Annotated in this window: 14 protein-coding genes; 8 read left to right on the forward strand and 6 right to left on the reverse strand. The window is 68.6% G+C overall.

What is annotated here, in order from left to right:
• The first annotated feature begins 16 nt into the window (after positions 1-16).
• On the forward strand, positions 17-721 hold the full coding sequence (locus EPO52_RS17445) for a hypothetical protein (RefSeq protein WP_290809117.1): 705 nt from the start codon (positions 17-19) through the stop codon (positions 719-721).
• Positions 722-758: 37 nt separating this feature from the next.
• Here the strand turns inward: EPO52_RS17445 and EPO52_RS17450 are convergent, their stop codons facing one another.
• From EPO52_RS17450 to EPO52_RS17460, 3 genes are all read right to left on the reverse strand, one after another.
• Positions 759-1,553 (reverse strand): hypothetical protein, encoded by a 795-nt coding sequence (locus EPO52_RS17450; protein ID WP_290809119.1) that lies wholly within the window; start codon positions 1,551-1,553, stop codon positions 759-761.
• On the reverse strand, positions 1,550-2,188 hold the full coding sequence (locus EPO52_RS17455; RefSeq protein WP_290809121.1) for a SatD family protein: 639 nt from the start codon (positions 2,186-2,188) through the stop codon (positions 1,550-1,552). The genes EPO52_RS17450 and EPO52_RS17455 overlap by 4 nt, the downstream gene beginning before the upstream one ends.
• 98 nt (positions 2,189-2,286) lie before the next feature.
• Complete coding sequence (locus EPO52_RS17460; protein WP_290809123.1) at positions 2,287-2,760, reverse strand: peroxiredoxin; 474 nt, start codon at positions 2,758-2,760, stop codon at positions 2,287-2,289.
• A gap of 208 nt (positions 2,761-2,968) precedes the next feature.
• Between EPO52_RS17460 and aceE the strand changes: the two genes are divergently transcribed.
• From aceE to EPO52_RS17490, 6 genes are all read left to right on the forward strand, one after another.
• Positions 2,969-5,695 (forward strand): pyruvate dehydrogenase (acetyl-transferring), homodimeric type, encoded by a 2,727-nt coding sequence (gene aceE / locus EPO52_RS17465; RefSeq protein WP_290809125.1) that lies wholly within the window; start codon positions 2,969-2,971, stop codon positions 5,693-5,695.
• 61 nt (positions 5,696-5,756) lie between these two features.
• Positions 5,757-6,992, forward strand: coding sequence for a helix-turn-helix domain-containing protein (locus EPO52_RS17470; protein ID WP_290809127.1), 1,236 nt, complete (start codon positions 5,757-5,759; stop codon positions 6,990-6,992).
• A 90-nt stretch (positions 6,993-7,082) separates the two neighbouring features.
• Positions 7,083-8,003, forward strand: a complete 921-nt coding sequence (locus EPO52_RS17475) for an ACP S-malonyltransferase (protein WP_290809129.1) — start codon at positions 7,083-7,085, stop codon at positions 8,001-8,003.
• 49 nt (positions 8,004-8,052) lie between these two features.
• A complete protein-coding gene (locus EPO52_RS17480) occupies positions 8,053-9,057 on the forward strand; it encodes a beta-ketoacyl-ACP synthase 3 (RefSeq protein ID WP_290809131.1) in 1,005 nt (334 codons plus the stop codon).
• Positions 9,058-9,098: 41 nt separating this feature from the next.
• Positions 9,099-9,347: an acyl carrier protein gene (locus EPO52_RS17485; RefSeq protein WP_259526901.1), complete on the forward strand. Its 249-nt coding sequence runs from the start codon at positions 9,099-9,101 to the stop codon at positions 9,345-9,347.
• A gap of 169 nt (positions 9,348-9,516) precedes the next feature.
• Positions 9,517-10,752 carry a beta-ketoacyl-[acyl-carrier-protein] synthase family protein gene (locus EPO52_RS17490; protein ID WP_290809134.1) on the forward strand — a complete coding sequence of 412 codons (1,236 nt, stop codon included), beginning with the start codon at positions 9,517-9,519 and terminating at the stop codon, positions 10,750-10,752.
• Between the two features lie 73 nt (positions 10,753-10,825).
• Here the strand turns inward: EPO52_RS17490 and EPO52_RS17495 are convergent, their stop codons facing one another.
• Positions 10,826-11,332, reverse strand: a complete 507-nt coding sequence (locus tag EPO52_RS17495; RefSeq protein ID WP_290809136.1) for a DUF3145 domain-containing protein — start codon at positions 11,330-11,332, stop codon at positions 10,826-10,828.
• A gap of 206 nt (positions 11,333-11,538) precedes the next feature.
• Between EPO52_RS17495 and EPO52_RS17500 the strand changes: the two genes are divergently transcribed.
• The gene (locus EPO52_RS17500) at positions 11,539-12,090 is read left to right on the forward strand and encodes a PadR family transcriptional regulator (RefSeq protein ID WP_290809138.1); all 552 of its coding nucleotides are present in this window, start codon (positions 11,539-11,541) and stop codon (positions 12,088-12,090) included.
• Here the strand turns inward: EPO52_RS17500 and EPO52_RS17505 are convergent.
• Both EPO52_RS17505 and EPO52_RS17510 read right to left on the reverse strand, forming a co-directional pair.
• Positions 12,037-14,370, reverse strand: coding sequence for a transglutaminaseTgpA domain-containing protein (locus tag EPO52_RS17505; RefSeq protein WP_290809140.1), 2,334 nt, complete (start codon positions 14,368-14,370; stop codon positions 12,037-12,039). The genes EPO52_RS17500 and EPO52_RS17505 overlap by 54 nt on opposite strands.
• Entirely contained in the window at positions 14,367-15,140 is a 774-nt protein-coding gene (locus EPO52_RS17510) for a DUF58 domain-containing protein (RefSeq protein ID WP_290809142.1), read from the reverse strand. Before EPO52_RS17510 ends, EPO52_RS17505 begins: the two co-directional genes overlap by 4 nt.
• Positions 15,141-15,628: the final 488 nt, after the last annotated feature.

Below are 15,628 nucleotides of genomic sequence, written 5' to 3' on the forward strand. Positions count from 1 at the left end.
GCCTAGACTTCGGGGCGTGGCAGAAGACGACGCACCCTCGGCGAAGAAGGAGAGGGCCGAGGCGGAGCACCGCTGGCCCGCCGCCATCGGGGTCTTCGTGATCCTGCTGAGCTACGCCACGCTTCCGCCTGATCTGTTCGGCGAGGTTCGCTTCGGTGTGATCGGAGTGTGCCTGCTCCTTCTCATCCCGGTCATCATCGTCAACCCGCACCGGCTGCGCCGGCAGACCACCTGGTCGCGCCGCGTGAGCGTGGGGCTCGTGCTCCTGATCGGGGCCACCAACCAGGTGCTCCTCGTGGTGCTCGTGCAGCTCCTGGTCGCGAACACCTCCGACGGGCCCACCGTCCTTCTGGCTGCGCTGCAGGTGTGGATCACCAACGTCATCGGCTTCGCCCTGCTCTACTGGGAGCTCGACCGCGGCGGCCCCGTCGTGCGCACCCAGCGCACCCGCGAGAAGCTGCCCCCGGCCGACTTCCGGTTCCCGCAGGACGAAGACCACGACGCCTCCCCCGAGGTCGCCGCGCATTCGTCGCGCACCAGCAACTGGCTCCCCGGATTCGTCGACTACTTCTACTTCTCGCTCAGCGACTCCATGGCCTTCAGCCCCACGGATGTCATGCCTCTCACCCACCGGGCGAAGCTCCTGATGGGCCTCGAGGCCTTCGCCGGCTTCGTGCTGCTCGCACTCGTGATCGCCCGCGGAGTGAGCCTTCTCGGCTGACGGCTTACATTAGCCCACAGCTTCTATTCGGTGAATATCAGCTGTGGGCTGATATCCAGATCACGCCGACCGCCGCGATCGCCACGGCCCAGCTCACCAGGCTTCCCACCAGGAAGTACTCCGCTTTGGATCCCCGGGCGGCATCGTTCGATATCTCCGGAAAGCGCACGATGCCCTTCGCCGCCAGGAGACCGGCCACGATGGGCAGGGCACCACCTAGGGTGAGAGCCACGATCAACAGCCTTTCGAGCGGGCCGATCAGACGGCCGCCGCGGAGGTCGGGAAGTCGGGCGGCCGTCGGCTCGGCCTCGACCGCCTTCGACCACCATCGAGGTGAACGTGCCGGAGCCGCCACCGCGACCGCCACCTCCGCACTCTCGACGACCGTCGGCCGGAGCGCCGCCCGTACGATCACGTTCGCGCTCTCGATCAGGAAGAGCGCACATCCCACTCCCATGACGACCGCGACGAGCGGCACCGGTGACGCCACGGATGCCTCGTGCCAGTCGACGAGGTATCCGCTCGGAACAGGAACAGCGCGGTCGGCTGCGATCGCCGCCAGTTCGGCCAGCAATACGCCGATCGCGGGGGCGATCCTGCCCGGAGAACGGACGGCCGGGTTCGTGGAGGTCGACAGCACCCAGCCGATCGAGAGCACCGTCGGGATCACTGCCCACCACAGCGGCACACCGAGGCCCGTGACGGCGAGGATCAGCGTCGCCGACCAGAACACGATCACCGATGCGATCCCCGCTCGCCCCGACAGGGCCGTCTGAGAGCGCAGCAGGTCGGCCCCGCCGATCATGACGAGCAGCACCGCTCCGATGATCACGGGGTGAGTCCGAGCTCGTCGATCGCTGCGATGAGGCTGGCGCCGCCCGAGCGCCGCAGCGCCTGAGACACCGCTGATTGCGTGATGCCCTCCTGGGCCGCGAGCTGATCCTGCCTCAGCCCGCACAGTGCGCCGAACGTCAGACGCCGGGCACGGCCCTTCATCGAGCCCACGATGTGATCCCGGGCCAGGAGGTAGGCGTTCACGGCCGGCTCGAGGGCGGCATCGCCGGCCGCTTCGCGGAACCATCCGCGAAGGCTCGGTGTTCGTGACTTCTCCCGGTCGTGCGCTTCATCGATGGCTTCTCTCGCCAACCACCAGGCTGCCCCGTCCTGGACGGGCCCGGCACTCCCCTGGCCGACTTCCGACACGGCACCGAGCCCCATGCCGAAGCGGCAGTCGATGCCCTCCGGAAGGGCCAGCCGCGCGAGGAGTGTGGCCTCCAGCGCCGCCGGGACGGTGGAGTAGAGGGCCTGGAACTCGTCACCCACCGTGGGATGCAGGTTCTGCACGCCGGGCAGCAGCGAGTTGACCCCGGAGAACGCGGCCACGATCTCAGCTTGCACCGAGCGACGGTCGGCGATCTTGCGGGAGTCGACGATGTCGGCGATCACGGCGACGGCTGTGCGGTCCATGACTATTAGCCTACAGCTAATATCTCGAAGAAATAAGCTGACAGCTAATATTCTCGCGAAAGAAGCTCCCCGTTCATGGCCTCGCGGCACCCAGCGGCTCAGACGCGCGCGGGAACCAGGTCTTCGACGGCGGCGCGATACGCCTCGATCGAGCGGGCCTCACCCGGTGCGGTGATGAAGGAGGCGCGGATGATGCGGTTGGTGTCGATGAGGAAGGTCGCGCGGTTCGCGAAGCCCTTCTCCTCGAGGAACACGCCGTAGTCTTTGGCGACATCGCCGTGGGGCCAGAAATCGGCGACGAGAGTGAAGTCGTAGCCCTCCTTCTCGGACCAGGCACGCAGTGTGGCCTTGGAGTCGACGGAGATGCCGATGAGTTCGACGTCGGCGTTCTTGAAGAGGGAGATGTTCTCCTCCAGGGTGCACAATTCGCTGGTGCACACTCCGGAGAAGGCGAGCGGGAAGAAGACGAGCGCGACGGGCTTCTTTCCCTGGAACTGACTCAGGCGCACGCGCTCCCCGAACTGGTTGGGAAGATCGAAGTCGGGTGCCAGAGTGTCGTTCTCCAAAGCCATGATGGCTTCCTTTCCACGGCCGGTCGTCGTTCCGGCAAAGGCGCCTGCCATCCTAGACCCGCCCGAGCCCCGCACCAAGCGGCTCACAGCGCGCACTCGGACGAGCGTGCCACGGAAAGTCAGTAGGCTTGTCGGTGGCGTTCCGCACCTCATCCGGAGCGATGCGCCCGACACGAACAGATCTGTACACAACAGAAAGAGGTCGCCGGTGACTGTCAACGACCAGGACCCTTATTCGGCGGGACACGTCGATATCGATCCCGAAGAGACCGCCGAGTGGAACGAATCGCTCGACGCCCTCGTGAAGGCCCAAGGTCACGGCCGTGCCCGCGACATCATGCTGAGCCTCCTCAAGCGCTCGAAAGAACTGCACCTCAACGTGCCGATGGTTCCGACGACCGATTACATCAACACCATCGCGCCCGAGAACGAGCCCGACTTCCCGGGCGACGAGTCGCTCGAGCGCAAATACCGCGCCTGGATCCGCTGGAACGCGGCGATGACCGTGCACCGCGCGCAACGCCCGGGCATCGGCGTCGGCGGCCACATCTCCACCTACGCCTCGTCGGCCGCGCTCTATGAAGTGGGCTTCAACCACTTCTTCCGCGGTCACGACCACCCGGGCGGCGGCGACCAGATCTTCATCCAGGGCCACGCCTCACCCGGCACCTACGCCCGCGCCTTCCTCGAGGGCCGCCTGAGCGCCGACCAGCTCGATGGCTTCCGCCAGGAGAAGTCCCGCGCCGGCGGCGGTCTCAGCAGCTACCCGCACCCGCGCCTCATGCCCGAGTTCTGGCAGTTCCCGACGGTCTCGATGGGCCTCGGCCCCATCAACGCCATCTACCAGGCGCAGCTCAACAAGTACCTCACCAACCGCGGCATCAAGGACGCATCCGACCAGCAGGTCTGGGCCTTCCTCGGCGACGGCGAGATGGACGAGGTGGAGTCGCGCGGCCAGCTCCAGGTGGCCACGAACGACGGCCTCGACAACCTGAACTTCGTGATCAACTGCAACCTGCAGCGTCTCGACGGCCCGGTGCGCGGCAACGGCAAGATCATCCAGGAGCTCGAGAGCTACTTCCGCGGTGCCGGCTGGAACGTCATCAAGGTCATCTGGGGCCGTGAGTGGGACGACCTGCTGAACCGCGACACCGAGGGCGCACTGCTCAACCTCATGAACACGGTTCCGGATGGCGACTTCCAGACCTACAAGGCCGAGTCGGGCGCCTACGTTCGCGAGAACTTCTTCGGCCGCGATCCCCGCGCCCTCGAGCTCGTCAAGAACTACTCCGACGACGAGATCTGGAACCTCAAGCGCGGCGGCCACGACTACCGCAAGGTCTACGCCGCGTTCAAGGCGGCCGCCGAGCACAAGGGCCAGCCCACCGTCATCCTGGCGCACACCATCAAGGGCTACGGCCTGGGGCCGGCGTTCGAGGGCCGCAACGCGACCCACCAGATGAAGAAGATGACGCTCGACAACCTCAAGACCTTCCGCGACCAGATGCACATCCCGGTCACGGACGCCCAGCTCGAGGAGAACCCCTACCTCCCGCCGTACTACAAGCCGGCCGAGGGCGACGAGGCGATCGAGTACATGCACGAGCGCCGTCGCGCGCTCGGCGGCTACCTGCCCGAGCGCCGCACGAAGCACACCGCGTTCACGCTGCCCGACGACTCCGCGTACCAGACCCTCAAGAAGGGGTCGGGCACGCAGGAGATCGCCACCACCATGGCCTTCGTGCGTCTTCTCAAAGACCTCACCCGCGCCAAGGACTTCGGCAACCGCGTGGTTCCGATCATCCCGGATGAGGCGCGCACGTTCGGCATGGACGCGTTCTTCCCGTCGAACAAGATCTACAACCCCAAGGGCCAGACCTACACCTCGGTCGACCGCGAGCTGTTGCTGGCCTACAAGGAAAGCCCCCAGGGCCAGATCATCCACGTGGGCATCAACGAGGCGGGTGCACTCGCGTCGTTCACGGCGGTGGGCACGAGCTACTCCACCCAGGGCGAGCCGCTCATCCCGATCTACGTGTTCTACTCGATGTTCGGCTTCCAGCGCACGGGCGACGCCCTGTGGGCGGCAGGCGACCAGATGGCGCGCGGCTTCGTGATCGGTGCCACCGCCGGGCGTACGACGCTCACCGGTGAGGGCCTGCAGCACGCCGACGGCCACTCGCACCTGCTGGCGGCCACGAACCCCGCCGTGGTGTCGTACGACCCCGCCTACGGCTACGAGCTCAACCACATCGTGCGCACCGGTCTCGACCGCATGTACGGCGGCACGCACCCCGACCCGAACGTCATGTACTACCTCACGGTCTACAACGAGCCGCACGTGCAGCCCGCCGAGCCCGAGGGTCTCGACGTCGAAGGCCTGGTCAAGGGCATCTACAAGCTCAAGAGCGGCACGATCGAAGGCCCGAAGGCGCAGATCCTCTCATCCGGTGTCGCCGTTCCGTGGGCGCTCGAGGCCCAGGAGCTGCTCGCCAACGACTGGGGCGTGTCGGCGGACGTGTGGTCGGTCACCTCGTGGACAGAGCTGCGTCGTGACGGCCTGAAGGCGGAGGAGCACAACTTCCTCCACCCGAACGAGGAACGCCACGTGCCGTACGTCACCACGAAGCTGCAGGACGCGCCCGGCCCGTTCGTGGCGGTCACCGACTACATGCACGCGGTCTCCGACCAGATCCGGCAGTTCGTGCCCGGCGAGTACGCCACTCTCGGTGCCGACGACTTCGGCTTCTCCGACACCCGCGCTGCGGCCCGACGCTTCTTCAAGATCGACGGCCCCTCCGTGGTGGTTCGTGTTCTCGAGCAGCTCGCCGCCCGCGGTGAGGTCGATCAGAACGCCCCGTCGTGGGCCATCGAGAAGTACCGTCTGTACGACGTGACGGCGGGCACCTCGGGGTCCGCGGGCGGCGAGAGCTGACCCGCATCCGCATGATTCGACGATCGATCGCGGTCGAGGGCTCTGCCCGTGGAGGGCGCTGATGCCTGCTAAGACCAAGGCGCAGACCCTGGCGTGGCTCCGCACCATCCAGGGCGAGCTCTCGACCGCGACGATCAAGAAGCTCGATGCGACGCTGCCGTGGTACGGCGACATGCCGCCCGGGCGGCGTTCCGCCGTGGGCCTCGTGGCCCAGGCCGGCATCAAGTCGTTCATCCAGTGGTACGACGACCCCACCACCACCACCTGGATCGCCGCCGACGTGTTCGGCTCCGCTCCGCGCGAGCTGCTCCGTTCGGTGAGCCTGCAGCAGACTCTGCAGCTCATCCGCGTCGTCGTCGAGGTGGTCGAGGAGCGCGTGGCGGGAACGGATGCCTCGCTGCGCGAGGCCATCCTCCTGTACTCGCGCGAGATCGCGTTCGCCGCGGCCGACGTGTACGCCCGGGCCGCCGAGGCCCGTGGGCTCTGGGACGCGCGTCTCGAGGCGCTGGTGGTCGACTCGATCCTGAGCGGCGAGTACGACGATGAGCTGCCGAGCCGCATCGCCGCCCTCGGCTGGCACGGCCACGGCGAGGTGAGCGTGCTCGTGGGCACCACGCCGCGCCAGCTCGATGTCGACCAGCTGCGACGCACGGCACGCCACCTGAGCGCCGATCTGCTGATCGGAGTGCAGGGCGGCCGGCTCGTGCTCGTGATCGGGCGCGCGCATCCCTCCGGGGGCACGAACCCGCTCGACGCCGCGGTTCCCGAAGACGACGGAACCGCGGTTCCGTCTCCGGATGAGCCCACCCTCTCGTTCCTCGACATCGCCACGCAGCTCGAGCCCGGCTTCGGCCCGGGGTATCTCGTGCTCGGCCACGAGGTACCGAGCCTCGTCGACGCCTCCCGCAGCGCCAAGGCGGCTCTCGCCGGGTTCGCCGTGGCGAAGGCCTGGCGCAACGCGCCCCGGCCGATGCTGGCCGACGACCTGCTGCCCGAGCGCGCGCTCGCCGGTGATCCTCTCGCGCGCTCGACCCTCGTCAACCGCGTGTACCGGCCGCTCCAAGACCAGTCCCCCGAGCTGATGACCACGCTCTGGTGCTACCTCGACAACGGCCGCTCGCTCGAGGCCACCGCCCGGGAGCTCTTCGTGCACCCGAACACCGTGCGCTACCGTCTGAAGCGCGTCACCCAGGTGATCGGGTGGGATGCCACGGGCGCACGCGAGGCCCTCATCCTGCAGTCGGCTCTCATCCTGGGGTCGATGAACGATCATGACGGCACGTCACCGCGTCGCTGACCCTGCCTTGTCGACTATCGTCAAGCAATAAGTGAATCTATTGGCTCTTTACAACACAGCACTGAAGCGAACTCTTGGGAGACTGAAGTCATGATCGTCGTCGTATGTCCCGGCCAGGGCTCGCAGACCCCGGGATTCCTCGAACCCTGGATCGCGGATCCGGCCTATCGCACCCGTCTCGGCGAGCTGGGCGACGCCGCCGGAGTCGACCTCATCACGCACGGCACCACGAGTGACGCCGACACCATCCGCGACACTGCGGTGGCGCAGCCGCTGATCGTGGCCGCCGGCATCCTCACCCTCGACGCTCTGCTGGCCGACGGCCGGCGTGAACTCGTCGGGGGCATCGCCGGCCACTCGGTGGGCGAGATCACGGCCGCGGCGGGAGCGGGCATCCTCAGCGCGGGCGACGCCATGCGGCTCGTGGGCGAGCGCGGCCGGGCCATGGCCGATGCGGCAGCCCTCACCGAGACCGGCATGAGCGCGGTCGTGGGCGGCACCGAGCCCGAGCTGCTCACCCTGTTCGATGAACTCGGCGTGCTGCCGGCGAACTACAACGGCGGCGGCCAGATCGTGGTGGCCGGGGCTCCGGATGCGCTGGCGCTGCTCGCGGAGCGCGCCCCACGCGGTGTGCGCGTCATCCCGCTGCAGGTCGCCGGCGCCTTCCACACCCACTTCATGGCCCCTGCCGTCGACCGGCTCGCCGCAGTGGCCGCCACGCTCAGGACGGCCGACCCCACGCTGCCCATCTGGACCAACAACGACGGATCGGCCGTCGACAGCGGCACCCGCTTCCTCGAACTGCTCGTGGGCCAGGTCTCTTCGCCCGTGCGCTGGGATCTCTGCATGGAGTCGTTCGCCGCCGCCGGCATCACGGGCCTCATCGAGGTCGCTCCGGCGGGCGCCCTCACGGGGCTCGCCCGCCGCGGTCTCAAGGGCATCCCGTCCGTCGCGGTCAAGACCCCCGACGAACTGCCCGCCGCGTTCGAGCTCATCGACCAGGCCGCCTGAGCGACCTCCACTCACTCACCCCCTCACGGAAGGCCACGCGGAACGCCCTATGACCCAGCCCACCCTGAACCAGAAGACCGGCGCGAAGTTCACCCGCATCCTCGCCGTCGGCGCCGCCCGCGGCGACCTCACGGTGCCCAACGACGACCTCGTGGGCCCGATCGACTCCTCCGACGAGTGGATCCGCCAGCGCACCGGCATCGTCGAGCGCAAGCGCGCCTCGCACGACGTCTTCGCCGTCGACCTCGCCGAGGCCGCGGCCAAGGAGGCCATCGAGGGCGCCGGAATCGTGCCCTCACAGATCGGCGCGATCCTGGTCTCCACGATCAGCAACCCGGTGATCACCCCCTCGCTCGCCACGCACGTGGCCGAACGGATCGGCGCACCCTTCGCCGCCGCCTACGACATCAGCGCCGCCTGCGCCGGGTACACCTACGGCATCGGCCAGGCCGACTCCCTGATCCGCTCCGGCATGGCCGAGTACGTGCTCGTGATCGGCGCGGAGAAGCTCTCGGAGTACGTCGACCCCACCGACCGGTCGATCTCGTTCCTGCTCGGTGACGGAGCGGGCGCCGCAGTGGTGGGCCCGAGCGACTTCCCCGGCATCGCTCCCACCATCTGGGGGTCCGACGCCACCAAGCGCGACGAGATCCACATGACAGGAACCTCCATCGCATTCCGCGACAAGGAGACCGATTGGCCCACGCTCTGGCAGAACGGCCAGGTGGTCTTCCGTTGGGCGGTCTGGGAGATGGTCAAGGTGGCCAAGGAAGCCGTGGCCGCGGCCGGCATCACGGTCGACGACCTCGCGGCCTTCATCCCGCACCAGGCGAACATGCGCATCATCGACGAGTTCGCGAAGCAGTTGAAGCTGCCGGAGTCCGTGCTCATCGGCCGCGACATCGTGACCACCGGCAATACCTCGGCCGCATCGATCCCGCTCGCCACCCATCGACTGCTGAGCGAACATCCCGAGCTCTCGGGCGGTCTCGCCCTGCAGATCGGATTCGGAGCCGGCCTCGTGTTCGGTGCACAAGTCGTCGTACTGCCCTGACTAAACTAAGTCTCGGTCAAACACACCCCAAGGAGAGAACAATGGCATTGTCCAACGAAGAAGTACTGGCCGGCCTGGCCGAGCTCATCAACGACGAGACCGGCATCGCGACCGACACAGTCGAGCTGGACAAGTCCTTCACCGACGACCTCGACATCGACTCGATCTCGATGATGACGATCGTCGTCAACGCCGAAGAGAAGTTCGACGTCAAGATCCCCGACGAAGAGGTCAAGAACCTCAAGACCGTGGGCGACGCCGTCACCTTCATCGTCGCGGCACAGGGCTGATCCAGCCCCTCCCTCGCGGATGGTCGACAGGATTGCGACCCGAAGGCACCAATCCTGTCGACCGCACGACATCACCTCACCATCGCACTGCGTCGCCGCATCCGGCTCCTCGCGTCTGCGACCTGCCCGACCGGGCGCCCTGGACTGACCACCCACAGAAAGTTTCACCATGAGCAAGAAGATCGTCGTCACCGGTATCGGTGCCACCACTCCCCTCGGCGGAACCGCTGCGGACAGCTGGAAGGCCTTGCTCGCGGGCGAGTCGGGCGCCACCACACTCGAGCAGCCGTGGGTGGCAGAGAACCAGCTCCCCGTCACCTTCGCCGCCCAGGCGCGTGTCGCCGCGAGCGAGGTGCTCGAGCGCATCGAGACGAAGCGCCTCGACCCGGGCAGCCAGTTCGCCCTCATCGCCGCGCGTGACGCGTGGGCCGACGCCGGGTCTCCGGATGTCGTGCCCGAGCGATTCGGCGTCGACTGGGCCACCGGCATCGGTGGTGTCTGGACACTGCTCGACGCATGGGACACCCTCCGCGAGAAGGGCCCGCGCCGCGTGCTCCCCATGACGGTGCCCATGCTCATGCCGAACGGCCCTGCGGCGGCCATCGAGATGTCACTGGGCGCCCGCGCCGGTGCCCGCACCGTCGTCTCCGCCTGCGCGTCGAGCACGGAGTCGATCGCGAACGCCTACGATCACCTGCAGGCCGGCTACGCCGACATCATCATCGCGGGCGGCTCCGAGGCGGCCATCCACCCCCTCCCCATCGCCGCCTTCGCGTCGATGCAGGCGCTCTCGAAGCGCAACGACGACCCGGCCACGGCATCCCGCCCCTACGACCTCACGCGCGACGGCTTCGTGCTGGGTGAGGGCGGCGCAGCGCTCGTGCTCGAGACCGAGGAGCACGCGCTCGCACGCGGCGCCCGGATCTACGCGGAGCTGCTGGGCGGCGCCGTCACGAGCGACGCCTACCACATCACCGCCCCCGACCCCGAGGGCTCGGCGGCCGCGCGCGCGATGATCGCGGCGGTGCAGAACGCCGGATACTCGCTCGACGACGTGGCGCACATCAACGCCCACGCCACGAGCACGCCCGTGGGCGACATCGCGGAGTACAAGGCGCTGCTACACGTGTTCGGCGACCGGCTGCACGACATCCCGGTGTCGGCCACGAAGGCCTCCACCGGTCACCTGCTGGGTGGCGCCGGCGGTATCGAGGCCATCTTCACCGTGCTGGCTCTGCACGAGCGCATCGCTCCCCCCACCATCAACCTCTCGGAGCAAGACCCCGACATCCCCCTCGACGTGGTGCGCGAGCCGCGCGCCCTGCCGGCCGGCGACGTCGTGGCCATCTCGAACTCCTTCGGATTCGGCGGCCACAACTCGGTCGTGGCCTTCAAAACCGCCTGACCTCCTGGCGACTCGCCAAAAAACGCCCTAAAGCGCAGCTTTTAGGGCGTTTTTTGGCGAGTCGCGAAGAGGATCAGCCGACGCCGCGGTGGAGGTAAATCACCGGAGACATGTCGCTGGCGTAGCGGAAGGGTTCGAGCTCGTCGTCCCACGCCTGGCCGAGGGCGAGCCGGAGTTCGCGGTGCAGGTCGAGGGCGTTGGTGCCCGCTGCTTCCATGGCGTGACGGATGCGGTCTTCGGGGATGACCGTGTTGCCCCCCGCATCCACCTGGGCGTAGAAGATGCCGAGATCGGGCGTGTGCATCCAGCGGCCACCGTCGGTGCCCTCCGAGGCGTCTTCGGTGACCTCGTAGCGCAGATGCTCCCAGCCACGCAGCGCCGACGCGATGGCGGCACCTGTTCCTGGTGCGCCCTCCCAGAAGAAGTCGGCGCGCTGAGAACCGCGGAGCACGGGCTGCTCGATCCAATCGAAGTTCACTGCACGACCGATGGCGCGACCTGCGGCCCACTCGACGTGGGGGCAGAGCGCGCGAGGAGCAGAGTGGACGTAGACCACTCCGCGTGCAACGATTGCCGCCATTTTTCTCTCCATTCGTGAGGTACGTCTTCCCCAACGACCTGTGAACGGAGCGGCTGCCTGGCGGCATGGATCTTCAGTTGTGCTGCCATTATGCCCGAGCAATCCGCCGAATCACAACGATGTAACACGGATGTCGCGAACTCCCAGACCTATACTGAGTGAGTAATTCCGTCGCAGACAGCTGACGGTCGCGAGGGAGGCCTGCCGTGTCGATCCGGGCCGGAATCCTCGTGATCCTCGGTGAAGCGGATGCGTACGGCCTCCAGGTGCACTCCGAGCTCGAAGAGCGCACCGACCGCACCGGGCGCATCAACGTCGGACAGATCTACTCCACCCTCGAGCGGCTGCGCACGGCCGGGCTCGTCGAGGCATCCGACACCACGGATGACGGCCTCCCCCTGTACCGGCTCACCCCCGCCGGGCGCCGCGAACGCGACTCCTGGCTCGCTGAGATCGACGTCGACGCCCCATCGGCCTGGAGCGACATGCGCTTCAAGCTGTTGCTCACCTCGAGCCTCGCCGGGAGTGGATTCGGTGACCTGCTCCCCCGCTACCGTGGCGCGTGGGAGATCGTCCGAGAGACTGCCACCGCGAATGCCGGAACCGCTCCGGCCGCCGCCGACCGGCATCTCGCGGACGCGGCGCTCGCCTGGATCGACGAACTCGAGGCATGGCCGGGAGGCGCCGAGGCGCTGGCCCGCCCGCTACGGAACGAGCGACCCCGCCGAGGCCGACGTCCTGCGCCGGCGCAGGAGTGACACCGGGAGCAGGCGTGCCCGCATCCGTTCCCCGGTGCTCGCCCGGGCCTCGAGCTGGGCGATGAGGGCCAGGAGATCGTCGCGCACCCGTGCTCGGTCGGATGTCGGTGACGACGCCCGGCCGCCCGCGTATTGCTCCCGTTCCACGTCGAGACGGAGTCGACCGACGAGCTCCTCGTTCAACGACAGATCGTCGATCAGGCGGCGCTCGGCGGCCTGCAGGGTGTCGCCGGCCGAACGCGGCGCACGGTAGTCGTCGAGGGTGTCTTCGAGCTCCGTCCACGCCAGGGTGGCGGGGGCATCCGCCTCGGGGAGCCGGCGCAGGCGGCTTCGGCGACGCAACCGGCGCACGCTGAACGGCAGAAGCACGATCGCGGCCGCACCGCCGAGGATGGCGGCGAACACTCCCCATCCCCGCACCTGGGCCAAGGTGACCTGTTCCGGCGTCTGCGCGACCGCCTGGTCGGGCTGGTCGGGCCGGTCAGCCGGGTTCGCCGTCGACGTGCTGGCCGGCGTCGGAGCCGCCGAAGCACCCGTGCTGCCCGATTGTGCGTAGTCGGGGAGGCTGTAGTCGGGCGGGGTGATGTCGAGACCGGGGGTGGGTTCGAACGGCAGCCAGCCGATGCCGTCGAAGTAGAGCTCGGGCCAGGCGTGCAGTTGATCGGTGTAGACCTCGTAGACGGGACGGCCGTCGGTGGTGGCATCCGCCGTCTGACCGGGTGCGTAACCGATCGCGATGCGCGACGGGATACCGAGGGTGCGCGCCATCACGGCCATCGCCGACGCGAAGTGGACGCAGTAGCCCTCCTTCTGCTCCAAGAAGGCCGCGATCATCGTGGCGTTGTCGCCGTCGTAGCCGCCGGCCTCCGGGGCGCTCAGCGAATAGCGGAACTGCCCGCCGCGGAAGTACTCCTGGAGCGCCACCGCCTGGTCGTAGTTCGTTGCGGCGCCGCTCGCCACCTGGGCCGCGGTGTCGGAGATGATGGCCGGCAGGTCCGAGGGCACCGAGAGGAACGGCGCGATGGCATCCGGGACCGTGGCGCCCGCTGCGGCGAGTTGCTCGGCCGTGGGTTGCACGAGTTGCGACTCGACCTCGTAGTCGTGACCCTGCGTATCGCCCTGCAGGTTCGTGACGGTGAACGTGCTCGGCGTCAGCAGCCAGTCACCGGCGAGCCCGTCGACCCGCGACGTGGGGTACGGCAACGGCAGCCAGTCGCTGCGGAGTGCCTGGATAGAGATGGAGGTGCTCGATTCGACGACGGGCACGTCGGCGGCCAAGCCCGGTGGGGTGCCGAAATCCTGCCCCGAGTACCCGACCGCGCCGAGGGGTGTCTCCGGCTCCCAGGTGTCGCCCGTGAACTCCCCGAGGTTCACCATCTTGAGGTAGAGCCCCTTCTCGGAGGTCGTGCTGTAGGTGAGGGAGAGAACCGGATCGCTGCGGCGCAGATCGCGACCGAGCTGGATGGTGGGGTCGACGCCCGTGGCGTAGACCGTCGGGAACCGGCCCCCCGCGCCGTCGTCGGCCAAGGATTCGGCTGTGAGGCCCGGGGTGACCGTGGGCAGCGCCACGAGCGCGGCCAGGGCTCCCACCCCGAGACCGACCGCCAGCAGCGGGTTGCGCCCGCCTGCCCTGGCCTGCCACCGGAAGCGGTGCTCCGTGCCGATGCGTGCGCTGCACCAGAGCAACACGAGGAACGCCACGGCCGTGAGCAGATAGACCGACACGTTCGGCTCGCTCCGCCGCACGAGAGGTGCGATCGCGAGCACGGCGAGCGGGCCGATGCCGGCGACCGCCGGCGCGCGGAGACCGGTGGCCAGCTCGTCGGTGACGATGGCGATGAGGCCGAGCGACATCACGAGCAGCTGCGTGATGGGCGCATCCGCCACCGCGGGCACCTCCTGCACGGCGATCGAGAGCCGCGCATCGGAGAGATCGTTCGAGATCTCGGTGAGGGTCGAGAGTGTCGGGAACACGAGCCACACCGTGGAGGCCGCGTAGAGCAGCACGACAAGGGCGCCCCAGACCACCGCCGCGACGCTCACCACCACGACCTCGGAGGCGCCGCGGGCCCGCAGAACCGCCATCACGGCGAGCAGCACGGCCACCATGAGCATCGTGCCGAACCACCAGTCGACACCCTGCAGAAGGGGTCCCAGACCGAGCAGCGCCGCGCCGAGCGTGCCGAAGACCGCGAGCGTGCTCTTCCACGCACCGGCGCGCTCGCCGCGCCGCAGGGCCGCCGCCGACGGGCGGGAGCTCCGGGCGGCTGCCGCGTTCACGCGAGACCTCGTGCTTCGCCCAGCGCTTTCCACAGCGCCGGGAGGGAGTCGCCGGGGTGGCAGTCGACCACGGTCCAGCCGGCGGCCCGGAGCTCGGCCGTGGCCGCGCTCGGCACCGCAGCCTGCCGCCCCAGCGGCACGGGCCCAGCGTCGACGACGAAGACCACCGGATGCGACGACATCGCCGCCAGATCACGGATGCGCTCCGCCGCTCCACCGCGCGCGGAGACCAGGGCGAACACGGGTGGCGCATCCGGGGAGGTGAGTGCAGCCTCCTCCACGGCGGCCCGGAAGTCGCTGGAGTCGTGCAGGGCGTCGACGGAGGCGTGGGCGAGGTCGAGCACGACCCGCGACCTGCCGTGGGGCAGGGTGAACACCTCGTCGTGGGATGCCGAAGCCCCGGTTGCCCCTGACGTGTGCCCGACGAGACGCACACCGTAGCCTTCGTTCATGAGGTGCAGCGCGATGGACGCCACCGCGCTCACCGCCCACTCGAACGCCTCGTCGGGCCGGTCGTCGCCCGCCCGGTCGAAGGAGTGCGCGTCCAGCAGGATCACCGCGTCTTGATCGTTGCGCTGGTCGTCTTGCCGCACCATCAGTTCGCCGTGCTTGGCCGTGGCCGGCCAGTGCACGCGCCGCATCGAGTCGCCGGGCAGGTATTTGCGCGCGATCACATCCTGCTCCCCCGCCCCCACGAGGCGGCGGGACACCTGCTCCGCGCCGTCGCCGGTCGACAGCCGCAGGTCGATCCGGGCGAGCTCGAACACCATGGGGGGTGACGAGAACCGTGTCGGTGACGCCGAGGCTGAGGCGTCGCACGGCGCAGCCGAACGGGTCGGAGACGATGATCGTGAACGGTCCGAGCTCGTGCACGCCGCGATACCGCGTGTCGAGACGGTAGCGCACGACCTGCGCGACGGGTTCATCGGCGACGGTGGCGCTGAACGCGGGAAGAGGCGGGAGCGCCGCCGGATCGGTGGCATCGAGCGGAAAGGATGCGGCATCCGTCCACAGTGCAGATGGCGTGCGCAAGCTGCCCCAGTTCTGCAGGAAGACGCTGGCGGTCACCGCCTGGTTCACTGCACCGGACTCGGGGTCGAGTCGCCGGCGCACGGTGATGGCGAGCCGCCGGAGCGCCACCCAGATGAGAGCGATGACGGGCAGCGCGAGGAGGAAGCAGGCGAGATACGCGAGTTCCTGACGGCGGAACACCTGGGTGGCGATGAGAGCCAGCACCCCGGCCGCGACCAGGCCCCAC

The organism is Herbiconiux sp., assembly GCF_004297105.1.
GTDB lineage: Bacteria > Actinomycetota > Actinomycetes > Actinomycetales > Microbacteriaceae > Herbiconiux.

Excerpts from the sequence above, each read along its gene's own strand:
- EPO52_RS17485 (WP_259526901.1), top strand. The coding sequence starts at position 9,099 with ATGGCATTGTCCAACGAAGAAGTACTGGCCGGCCTGGCCGAGCTCATC.
- EPO52_RS17460 (WP_290809123.1), bottom strand. The coding sequence starts at position 2,760 with ATGGCTTTGGAGAACGACACTCTGGCACCCGACTTCGATCTTCCCAAC.
- EPO52_RS17480 (WP_290809131.1), top strand. The coding sequence starts at position 8,053 with ATGACCCAGCCCACCCTGAACCAGAAGACCGGCGCGAAGTTCACCCGC.
- EPO52_RS17490 (WP_290809134.1), top strand. The coding sequence starts at position 9,517 with ATGAGCAAGAAGATCGTCGTCACCGGTATCGGTGCCACCACTCCCCTC.
- EPO52_RS17510 (WP_290809142.1), bottom strand. The coding sequence starts at position 15,140 with ATGGTGTTCGAGCTCGCCCGGATCGACCTGCGGCTGTCGACCGGCGAC.
- EPO52_RS17470 (WP_290809127.1), top strand. The coding sequence starts at position 5,757 with ATGCCTGCTAAGACCAAGGCGCAGACCCTGGCGTGGCTCCGCACCATC.
- EPO52_RS17455 (WP_290809121.1), bottom strand. The coding sequence starts at position 2,188 with ATGGACCGCACAGCCGTCGCCGTGATCGCCGACATCGTCGACTCCCGC.
- EPO52_RS17495 (WP_290809136.1), bottom strand. The coding sequence starts at position 11,332 with ATGGCGGCAATCGTTGCACGCGGAGTGGTCTACGTCCACTCTGCTCCT.
- EPO52_RS17475 (WP_290809129.1), top strand. The coding sequence starts at position 7,083 with ATGATCGTCGTCGTATGTCCCGGCCAGGGCTCGCAGACCCCGGGATTC.